The organism is Pseudoduganella violacea (assembly GCF_014191875.1).
Taxonomy (GTDB): Bacteria; Pseudomonadota; Gammaproteobacteria; order Burkholderiales; family Burkholderiaceae_D; genus Rugamonas; species Rugamonas violacea_A.
On record NZ_JACHXD010000034.1, the window covers coordinates 1 to 10,979 of the forward strand.

A 10,979-nucleotide genomic window follows, 5' to 3' on the forward strand; every position below is an offset into this window, starting at 1 on the left:
GCATTCAACACTGGGATATGTTAGCCCGGTACAATTCGAAGCCCTTACACTTAAATGCGCCTAAGCGAAGTGTCCGTCGAATTTGGGGAATGCCAGTGGACGGCGGACCATCCTGAGTATGCTGGGCTGATCCCCGCAAACTCTTATTCATCTGCGGCCGCAAAGGATGCGCTTCCGAAAAATCGAGCAAAGCAAGGTGACTGCCTTCAACGTGAGCAACTTCGGCCATCATTGATAACTGATTCGCGAGAACCTGTTAGGAAAATCACGCGCTGTCAATACTCCAACAACTAAATTCGCACTCTCAAAAATTCACACTCAACCTCGCTGAATGCCAATGCAACATCACGCCTTACAAGAAATCCATCATCTAGCTGCCTTCGTAGCGAAGTTTCCGAAGTTATTTGACGAAGTGAAATCCAGGCCAGGCTTTGAAGAAATTGAACGCCGAATCGTAGCCTCAATTGGCAATACCGATACCGTTTCGGATGGATTGCGTGCCTACGAAGCGGCTCAATCGCTGATCCCTAACTGGAAATTCGTATTTGCTTCAGCATCTGGACCGTTACCTGGATTGTCGATTAATCGAAACTTTTCAGACGGGTCTGCAGTGCGCAGTCTCTTTCCAACAGAAAGGGTATTGGTGTTGGATAAGGAAACGCATAGCTCCATGCTTGCACATCGCGATGCCATTTTCCCTATCGACTATTCGATTGCGCTGGACACTCAGGCATTGAGTTACTTAGCGCCCTTTCTCGAGGGGGCTACTAAAGGGCTGCCCGATGACTTCCGGGAAGTCTTTGAATTCATAGCACGCGACGATGTAAACGTCGATCCCCTGCCCTACATGTTGGAGAACATCCCGAATGCAAAGGATGAGTGCAATCATTTTGAAATACGTCGGCGTTTAGAGGCCTACGAAATACTTCGCACCATTGATGCGCAGCAGCTTCAAGAAAGCGGGGAAGTTCGATCCACCCTGACTCCAGAGGAACGACGCGAAAACGTCAAAGCACGATTCGCAGAGATGCTTGAGATCGGCTCTGATTCGAAAAAATTGGCCGCATCGATGCGCGATCAAACGCTTTCTTACTGCGCATTGTTAAAGATGGCTTCAATCCAATTACGGAAGCCAAGCAGCAGTGCATATCAAAGCAAGATTTCAGAGTTCGTTGAATTCATGGACAAAGAACTCAAAACGATGCTCGCTCGAGAAGCCATCATTGCTGCTTCGTTATTCGAGCGAGGACAAAGCAAGTTCAAGTTCTTCGGAAAAATACAGAAGAAGAACGACCATAATCTGAAAGAGTTGCGAGCAATGGCTTGGGACTTCGCGCATATCCGCCATATTGAAAGCGTTGCCACACGCATTGAATGGAGTCACCGCGACGATGGGCAGCAGGCACGCTACTTCTTCCCAGCACTGCTCACTTGTGACAAGCGCTATATCGAAGTCCTCGATTTGTATCCACTAAAGTGCTATGCGTACAAGGATGGAATGTCTCGGCCGATGCCATTTCCAGCTGTCGACTGGCTGCAGGCAATCGCTGGCGACGAAAGCGCGCAGAACAGCTTCATTGGCGAGTACTACTCGAACGAAGCAGTAAAACGACGGGACTTGGAACGTCACGTGGGCGGACTTGAAGAACTAAAAGCGAAATTGGAAATCGAATTGCTGTCGGCTGCTTCGTAGGCAAACAACAGCTTGCTTGTGCAAAATCAGTTAGAGCAAACATATATGGAAAACAGCCGCGTTCCCACCGATGTCGTTGCAGACTTCATTGCCCGATATCGTCGAGAGTTCGATTTTTATGAGCAAGCCGGCAAGCTCGTAGCTCAAAAACTCGAAGCGACACTAGAGTCATCCGGGATACGTGCGATGGTCACATCGCGCGCTAAGAACCCAAAGCGACTTGAGGCAAAAGTTCGGCAACGAAATGGGGAACGCGACCAACCGTACCAATCTGTAGAAGATATTTTTACGGATATTGTGGACCTTGCCGGCGTGCGTATCGCACTGTACTTTCCTGGCGAACGGGATGAGGTCGACAAGATAGTAAATGAAGATTTTCATTTAACCGAAATTCCCAAAATCTTTACCGGAACGACCAAACCAACGGATCAGAAGCGGTTTTCTGGGTATTGGGCAACTCACTACCGATTGCGCCTTCGTGAAGATTCATTGAGCGAACAAACTTCGCGGTTTGCTGAAGCAAGAGTCGAAGTTCAAGTCGCTTCAGTCTTGATGCACGCATGGTCAGAAGTCGAACACGATCTGGTGTACAAGCCTATGCAAGGTAGCCTATCAGTGGATGAACTAGCGATCTTAGATGAACTAAACGGGATGGTACTAACAGGGGAAATCGCACTCGAGCGACTGCAGCGGGCAGCAAAGGCCCGCGTCTTATCAGCCGGCGCTAAGTTTGAGAACCATTACGACCTAGCATCATTCTTACTTGAGTTTGGAAAGTCTCGATTGCAAAACGACGAGAAAGATCCAGTTGTAGGAGATGTCGAAGTCCTTTACAAGTTACTATGCAGTTTGGATTTAAGTGCGCCTGCGGCGCTTACGCCGTATCTTGAAAGTCTCACCGCTGATACCGAGTCACGCCCTCTATCTCAGCAAATCGTAGATCAAATTGTTGCTGCCCATCCGGACAGGTATGCCAAGTATGCTGAAATTCGATCGGATTCATCGATATCTGATGTGACGGAAATTTCTACGCAACTTCCACATGCAATCGAAGCGCATAGCGCGATGGGGTACTTCATGTCCCAATGGATACTATTCGAACGATTCGTAAATGAGCTGGCCGTTTCAAGGAAACTTAAGGATCGCCCAGCGATGGTTCCAAATTTAGGCCTGGTAGAAGGACTGGCGTTAGTGAGTGACGAAGAAGCATCACAAATTGAGCGTATTCGTCGAATTCGAAATGAAGTTGTTCACGGAATTTTTAATCGCCCGCCGGCCATATTGCGTGAGGAAGGTGATGCATTAGCGCGCATTCTTGCGCGGGTACGAATCAACGCTGATCCAGAAGTCGCCGCTGCAATGGCGAACGCGACTGACGCGCAGTCGCAAATGACATTTCCTGACATTGTTCATTCAACAGATGTAAAGCATAAGAGACAAGTCGTCTCTGAGGATGCATTAACCTTGTTAAAGGCAGCGGCTACTGCACAAGGCGAGATTTTGAAGCTGGCTTTTTTATCGGGTCGTTCAATCCAAATCGGAAATAGGCAGTTTGGTATTGAGAACCCAAAGGAGGCTAGCCGATGGGAGGCAGCCTTGAATGAGCTTCTAGTTGCAAAATTGATTGAGGTACGAGGCCACAAGGGCGAGATATTCTTACTTACCCATGCCGGCTGGAAGTTAGCTGAAGTTCAGTAAGAATTCCGCTGGGAGATAAGTGCACAGTTCGCAAAGGCAAGTACTATCTTCTGAACTAGGAATTCGAGACTCGCTGCAAAGCCATCAGTGGAAGCTCGTGCGTTTGCTAGGCCGTGATAGCCCCAAAAAATAAAAAGTGTCTAAGAATGGATATTCGATTTTCCCATGACGGACCTGCGTTTCCAGCAGAACTTGTCGATGACTTCATCAATGGTGAAGTTGTTTTCCTTTGTGGTGCCGGCGTCAGCGCCCCGCAGCTACCATTGTTCGGCGAGCTATTAAATCTGGTCCATACCGAGATAGGAACCGAACCTACTGATGGCGAAACCGAGGCGGCGGTTCAGGGACGATTCGAAGAAGCGTTCGGATCACTTGAGCGAAGGTTGGCGAACCCGGCACTAATGTTCAAAGCCGTAAGCAAACTGCTCAAGTCAGCAGCTCCAAATCTCTCAAATCACAAGGTATTGCTTCGATTAGCCAGAAACTTGAACAACGAAGTCTGCCTCATCACGACCAACTTCGATACGTTCTTTGAACGCGCGCTAGATGAGCTAGATGGCGCCGGTTCCGCAGCGTTGGCTAGTCATGCTCCACAGTCACTGCCGTCACCTGGCGGATCAAACTTCTCTGGAGTAATGCACATTCACGGCCGGGTCAGCGATGAGGCACTTGGGTTAGTAAATACACCGCTGGTACTAACGAGTGCAACATACGGTGATGCATACATGCGTTCCGGCTGGGCATCTCGCTTCTTGTTTGATCTGTTACGCTGCAAGACATTGGTATTGATTGGTTACAGCGCAGGAGACGCACCCGTCAGGTACTTTTTGAATGTACTGGAAGCCGACCGACAACGCTTCAGCGACATTAAGTCAGTCTACGCCTTTGACGGAGTCGACTCGCATCATGCGCAAGCAGACAAGCGGTGGTCTGGAGTGGCAGTCACTCCTCTCGCATTCAGAAAGAATAGCCGCCCAAATTACGGCGCACTTTGGGAGGATCTTGCCAAACTTGCCAGCCTAGTTGAGTCACCAAAGGCAATGCGCAGGCAGCGTGCTACGGAACTGTTAAGCGGTTCGTTCGAATCAGCGGATGACGGCGCCAAATCCACGATTAAATGGTTATTTTCTGGGAAAAACGATCTACTAGACGTTGTTGTGAAGTCGTTAAGCGACTCGCAATGGTTGGATTTCTTGTTCGCGGAACGACTAGTCAGTACCAATGATCTATCATGGGTATTAGCATCTTGGTGTGCTAGCGATTGGACAGACCTGAAACGCATCTCTGCGGCAGTGACATGGCATAAACGGCTAGGGGCAGGCCTAGGTTTGGCTCTTCAAAGGCAGCTATTATCGCCCCCACTTGCCATCGAACCGTTTCGCCAAGCGTGGGAAGCAATTGCGAAAGCATGTTTGACAAAGTCCGATGAGCTAGTCGAGAGTGCCTTGCTGCACCAACGCCTAAGGTCAACACGAATTAAGGATGCAGACTTACAACTGGCCATAGGACAAATCAGGCCTGTCCTCACTATTCGTGACAGAAGTATTCGTGATCTCACTCAGAAAGAGAATTCACAAGCCCTCATCAGGGTCGCCGACTTAATCTCATGTGAAATGCGTACGCAAGATGGGGCGCATTCGGAGCGACTCCGAACGGCCCTTTCGAATCTGACGAAGTACGCTGAACGGATCGTTTCGCTCGGCACCGTCGCACTCCGATCTGTTTTGGAAGAGGCGCGAGAAATGGAACTGATCTACGAAAATTGGGATAGCCTAGATATTGGCGTGCCGTCCGTAGACGATCATCGCCAGAACGAATTTCACTATGGTGTCGTTGGGCTGGTTGTATTACTTTCGACAATGCTCCCGGAAGTTGGCAATCGAAATGCAGCTGAGGCCAAACTCTATGCAGAAACCTGGAGGAAGTTGCCCGGCCGCGTTGGAGCTCGGCTATGGCTTTCGGCACTGCGTAACACAACCATCTACCCAACTGACGCTTGCGAATCGGCGATACGTGCGCTTTCTTCCGACGAATTCTGGGAGATGAAACGTGAAGTTGTTCTACTACTTGCATCTCGTTCGAATGAAATGCCAGCTTCAGTTATTTCAATGGTGTGTCGACGAATACTGAAAGAGGGCCCGACCCTGTATCCGGACGCTACTAAACCAGGGAGAAGAGATTGGCGTCCGATTGCACGAGATCGGGAAATGTGGATTCGGCTCAAAGCGATTGAACGAGCTGGCGTACTGCCGAAATTTGCGCGCGATGCAGTTCAAAAACTAGATAGCAAAGCTCACATCGCAAAATCTGACTATGAGGAGAGCGATCTTTTTAATGTGTATACCAGTGGCGTCACTTATGTCAGTGGTGACGCCAGTGTCTTTGTAAACGTCCCACCGCAAGACAAACTCACTAAGGCACTTGAACAACAAAGCGCGTGGGACCCGAATGTTCAGCGCAACTGGAGCGCCTACTGCACATCCGATCCTATCGGAGCATTTTCGTCTCTAAGCTCAAGCAAGGCATTTTCCAAGAATCTCGCTCTTTGGGCGGATCTCATCGGTGCGCTTTCATGGGCGCCGCAAAACGAGACGACCACGTCTGCAGAGATTCGGATTAGCGTAGCCCGGCGAACATTCGCATATCTTAAGCAAGCACCGGCCAGCATTCATAGAAACTTGGCGAATCGTCTAGCAGATTTGTGGCCCAATGTGCCCGATCTGACATGGTGGGATCAAATATGGGATGCACTACAACATCATGATAAAGATGAGTCTCTGCAATTGGAGGAAGGCGATCGCTTTTATGACCGTGTTATCAATCGCGCTCCAGGTAGACATGCGCAACATCTTTTGGAGCAAATAGACCGTGCCGGTGCGAACAAAGATACGGCTCTTCTTGGCGAATTACGCAAGCGCTTAGAGACTTTGCTGTTAGCGAACTCAAACGCCGGCTGGCTGGCTCGAGGAATTTTGGCTCGGCATGCCAGCTTTGTGCTGCACATACACTATGCAATTGTTCGCAGGCTATTCTTGCCGTGGTTGATGGCTGACGACACCCAAGGACGCCTTTTGCGCGCGACAATGCTCGAAGTTGGCTCCTTAAGTCCCCAAGCGACTCGCACTTTTAAGAAAGCATTACTCTTGGCGATATCTGAGAGCCGTGCGACAGGTCATTCTTCAGATTTCGTTGCTGCAAACCTGTTACGCCCAGTACTTTCCCATGCAATGCAGAGCTCGACCTCATTAGGAATCACTTCAAATGAAGTGCGCCAAACATTACGGCTTGCGTCCCCTACTATCCGAAGTGGGGCCGCAAACTTCCTTCGACAGGCGATAAATGAAGTCGAAATGGAACCCGAGTCGGCCTGGAGAACTTTGATCAAGCCAATCTTTGAACAGATCTGGCCTCAAGAAAAGGCTTTTCGTCACGCCGACTACACAGCTGATCTAGCAGCTACTTGCGTGTTTGCGCGCGCTGAGTTTCCTGACGCACTTTTGACAATGAAACCCTATTTGCTCCCAATACAAGATGATTTTGTGAATTTGCAATTTATCATTGACTCAAAGGTCCCTGAGAATTTTCCGAACGAAACCCTTGAATTATTATGGCTTATGCATGGCCCTGGGTCGCCGAGCCAATCGGTAGATATTGCGGATGTTTTAGACCGAATTAAGGCTGCAAATAAATTGACCCAGTACCACCGACGATTTCAATGGTTGGAGCAACGGGCGGTTCGATATTAGGAAAATCGTCAAAAAACGACTATCACATTCGCGCCAAAATAGCGTTAAAATTCGGAAGCATTCATTGACTTGTTCGGTCACTAGCGGCTAATTACGGACCGTTTAATCCATCCGAAACAAATGGTTGCGTTCAACTCAGCCCATTTTTTTGTAATAGAGGAAAAGAATGACGTTACTTGTGGCTGGAGCATGTGAAGGCGGCGCTTGGATGGTGGCGGATACAGCCATTACCGGCGAGACGATGCCAACGCGCAGCCGTGAATACAGAATAAAGATCGAACCAATCCAGGAATCCGCCCTGATTGGATTCGCGAACGTTCCGTCGGTTGCAACTCAAACTATTCGTTCAGCTGCAACAAAACCGCAGGGGATGCAAACAGTAGAGTTTTTGCTGCAAGAACATCGCAAGGGCCAACATGCCGACTTCATATATGCATACCTACAAGACAACGTTTCCCACTTGTATTGCATAAAGGATGGGAAAGCCACCAAATCGGCTGTTGCCTTCATTGGCTCGCATGATGCATTTTCAGCATTCCAAGAAATTAAGCACGCAAGGACCTTGAATCCCGCGCCCGATGCGATGCATATTTTCCTCGCCGGTCACGCTGGGACTTCCCCGTCGCCAAACGAACAGAAGCCGCAGTTGTACACTGATGTAACCGCCGCAATTCTGGCAATGGAGAATTTGTTCTCGAAGTCGTCCGAACGAGGTGTCGGCGGCACTGCGATTCCATATATAGTTACTGGCACAGGGACATTCCTCTATAACTATGGATACTCCGTCACCGATCCCGGCATCAACAAACTGAAACCTGGTTCGCTAGTAATGCACGGAACGCCGCAGTTCGGCGGATACGGGGTGTCCGTTACCGAACTACGCGAACGTGATGGAATCGTTATTTACTGGTTGCAGCGCCCAGGAGGCATAGTCTGGCTGAAGTCAAACGACTGGTATGAGCCCCATCATTTCTCGGGCTCGCCTTCACAATTTAAGGCCGCAGTCAGTACTACGCTTGGCCGGGAAGTGGATCTTTGGTTCGGAGACGAGGAACAAGGAGCGCCTGAGTCGTTGAGATTGTTGCACGACCACGTTGGAAGACCGCGACTTATAATGGCGGAATCTCGACGTTCACTATCATTTTCTTGGATGCAGGGTTCCGAAGATGATTTCTCAATTTCGAGCGAAGCGCTAAAAATAGGCGACGCAGCAATGTCTTCTGAACAAGATGAACCGAATGCCCAGATTTCGGCAAAGTGCGTGGATGACGGAGTAATCGCCACTCTCACTCTGACGGACGGGAGCACCACTGGTAGCGTCCAGTTGTCAGCATCTGAATTGGACAACCTGATCCGTCATTTGGCACGCATTAGGTCGGAAATGACCCCCGAGGTCCCTATCGAACTCGAAAAAGGTAAGGCGATTAATGCCGTGACTGACCCTGTTTGGCGGACCAGGCCCATGCTGCACCCCAGTATGCCCGGAGAGCTCCTATTACTCCGCCATAGAGGGCTCGGCTGGCTTGGGTTTGTTCTCCCGCCACATGAGGTGGCGGCACTTGGCGCTTACTTAGTAAAGAGCAGTGAGCAGTAAGCGCAATTTATTTGTAGTGGCTCACACTCGACCCGTCACATAGTGTGAGGTGAGTTACAGTTCGTTTGGGCCGATTCCAGTCAAAAGCAGTCGTTACTTGAAGAGGGATGAGGATCGGTGGGGCAAGTAGTAGCCGATGGCGAACAGGTATAATCTGGACCTCAATCAACGCTTCAACTAGGTATTTTTGTGGCTGACTTCTTCGTGAAAGCTGGGACATTCGTAAAGCACGGCACGTCATCAATTCATCTTCGGTCGATTTTGGAAAAGGGACTTGTTCCTGGCCTTGGTCGGCATGAGCTGCGCAAGCAGTCCGAGAAATCCCCGGCTCTTGATGCTGTTTATGTAGGTGGGTTGGCAGCTTACTTTGGAGCTCAAGCGGCTCACATGTCAGTGATGAAGGAATACATGCTGGCAGTACCGGACTTCAAGGAAAAGGCACAGGCTTATTTTGCCGATGCGAAGAAGGCAAAGGTAACGGTGGACATTGGTGAAGTTACTATGTCTGTTCCTATTGTGCTAAACATCAGGCTTGGCAAAGATGTTCGGATGATTGCCGACGAAGACTATCTCAACGAAGATGAATTGTCGCTTGACGACGAACAGGTTTGGAATCGATGGAATGCAGGTGGTGTAATCGACGGAATTCCAGCAGATTGGATTAAGACCATTGAGTATCCTCGGCTCGTTACTGTTGACGATTATTGGAGTCGTAGAGCTCTGGTGAGGCAGGATATGGAGTTGCTGGTGATGGGTGGAATTTCCGTTAGTGAAAAATGGCCACCATCAACTTTGAAGCTCCCAAGGGGAGTCAAGAATTTGTCCCAGGAATTGAAATTCGGTGCCGTTGAGATTGAGAAGTTTTTTGCGATTAAGCAAATGGCTGAAAGTAGTAATCGGTTCCTGAGCCAATGTATGCAAGTTTCCCTTTTCAATGAGGTATCAGAACAGCACAACTACACAGCGCTTGAGTTCTGACCGGCTTTGGCCGATCGCAGTCCGTTTCACGGAAAACCTATAATTGATATTATATTATTCTGTTGGCAAGCCTATGCTTTGGCCTGGAGTTAGGGAGCTCAAGAATGCCGCGACTCGCTGTCACACGAGAAGCACTGATACCGCTCTTCGCCAAATCTGGAAACGTCTGTGCATTTCCCGGATGTACCCACGAGCTCGTGACATCGAGGAACTTGTTTGTAGGTCAGATTTGCCACATCGAAGCAGCAAACCCAGGAGGCCAAAGATATAACATCAATTCAACCGACGAAGAACGTAGATCCATAGCAAATCTTTTGTTGTTATGCTATCGGCACCACAAGGAAACAGACGATGTCGGGGCATTCGATGCCGATGCACTTCGTGCGATGAAGTCTCAACATGAGAGCCTGCATGGGCAGAAGCCTTTTAAGGTCAACGAAGCCTTCCTCCATCGCTTGGAAGCCGAAATGCAGACCTACTGGAGCACTCTACAAGATGCCAACGAAAGACTTCATGTCGTTCCAGAGCTTGCTGTAAAACTAAATACAGGAACAAGGGCGGTTGATCAGTTCGCTGAGGTCACAAAGGTTGTCTGTCGGCTCTCCGAAATATTGAGTAGCTTCGCTGAGGCAGATTCGATGCTAAACGAAGAGATCAGATCGCATCTCGGCGCACTTGGGTATGACCTGACCACATACGACAATGTGCAGTACTACTTGAACCCATTTCTTAATCGAAACTGGGAAATTCATGCCTTGGTAGTGAACAACACTTTCACTGACTTGATAGTTGTTCTCAAGCAGGCGGAAGTTAGGTTCCTGGAAGAGTTCGTCAAAACTCATTCGAACGAAACCGAGGCAATCATGCGCCTCGAAGCCGCAAGGGGAGAGTTGCACAAGATGGCGGTTTCAATGGGGTATGCAGACTGATCCGCTTTACCATTTCATCGAGGTAAGGCCCGACCGGCGTGGCCACCAATCATGTCAAACCCTAGTATGGACTGCCAAGCGGCTGATTCGGGGCGGATGCCGCCGGTCATCAGACATCATGTGCCTGGTCAAGTCTGATCCAGTACATCTTATCAGAAAACATTGCTCACAAAGCAACTTGCCTGGTGGTCTATATGGAGAGACTTTCGCATGTTGTCGACAACCACACTCGACAACCTCAATCGTGTAAGCGTAAAGCCAGCGCCGTCTTGAGCCCAGGGCTGAATTGATTGATGATGACATCACACCGCTGGGAAGCGGCGTGTTTTTTAAGCCGAGGG

General features: G+C 49.4%; 6 protein-coding genes. All 6 read left to right on the top strand.

The window, feature by feature from the left end; translation table 11 throughout:
* The first annotated feature begins 337 nt into the window (after positions 1 to 337).
* The gene (locus FHS03_RS27590; protein WP_183444114.1) at positions 338 to 1,693 is read left to right on the top strand and encodes a hypothetical protein; all 1,356 of its coding nucleotides are present in this window, start codon (positions 338 to 340) and stop codon (positions 1,691 to 1,693) included.
* A gap of 45 nt (positions 1,694 to 1,738) precedes the next feature.
* Entirely contained in the window at positions 1,739 to 3,391 is a 1,653-nt protein-coding gene (locus FHS03_RS27595; RefSeq protein ID WP_183444115.1) for a GTP pyrophosphokinase, read from the top strand.
* Positions 3,392 to 3,537: 146 nt separating this feature from the next.
* Positions 3,538 to 7,137, top strand: a complete 3,600-nt coding sequence (locus FHS03_RS27600; RefSeq protein ID WP_183444116.1) for an SIR2 family protein — start codon at positions 3,538 to 3,540, stop codon at positions 7,135 to 7,137.
* Between the two features lie 166 nt (positions 7,138 to 7,303).
* Positions 7,304 to 8,731, top strand: a complete 1,428-nt coding sequence (locus FHS03_RS27605) for a hypothetical protein (protein ID WP_183444117.1) — start codon at positions 7,304 to 7,306, stop codon at positions 8,729 to 8,731.
* A 189-nt stretch (positions 8,732 to 8,920) separates the two neighbouring features.
* Positions 8,921 to 9,709, top strand: a complete 789-nt coding sequence (locus tag FHS03_RS27610; RefSeq protein ID WP_183444118.1) for a hypothetical protein — start codon at positions 8,921 to 8,923, stop codon at positions 9,707 to 9,709.
* A gap of 104 nt (positions 9,710 to 9,813) precedes the next feature.
* Entirely contained in the window at positions 9,814 to 10,638 is an 825-nt protein-coding gene (locus FHS03_RS27615; RefSeq protein ID WP_183444119.1) for a hypothetical protein, read from the top strand.
* Positions 10,639 to 10,979 lie beyond the last annotated feature (341 nt).

Bases quoted from the DNA above. Each gene is read 5' to 3' on its own strand.
- FHS03_RS27605 (WP_183444117.1), top strand. From the start codon at position 7,304: ATGACGTTACTTGTGGCTGGAGCATGTGAAGGCGGCGCTTGGATGGTG.
- FHS03_RS27615 (WP_183444119.1), top strand. From the start codon at position 9,814: ATGCCGCGACTCGCTGTCACACGAGAAGCACTGATACCGCTCTTCGCC.
- FHS03_RS27595 (WP_183444115.1), top strand. From the start codon at position 1,739: ATGGAAAACAGCCGCGTTCCCACCGATGTCGTTGCAGACTTCATTGCC.
- FHS03_RS27600 (WP_183444116.1), top strand. From the start codon at position 3,538: ATGGATATTCGATTTTCCCATGACGGACCTGCGTTTCCAGCAGAACTT.
- FHS03_RS27590 (WP_183444114.1), top strand. From the start codon at position 338: ATGCAACATCACGCCTTACAAGAAATCCATCATCTAGCTGCCTTCGTA.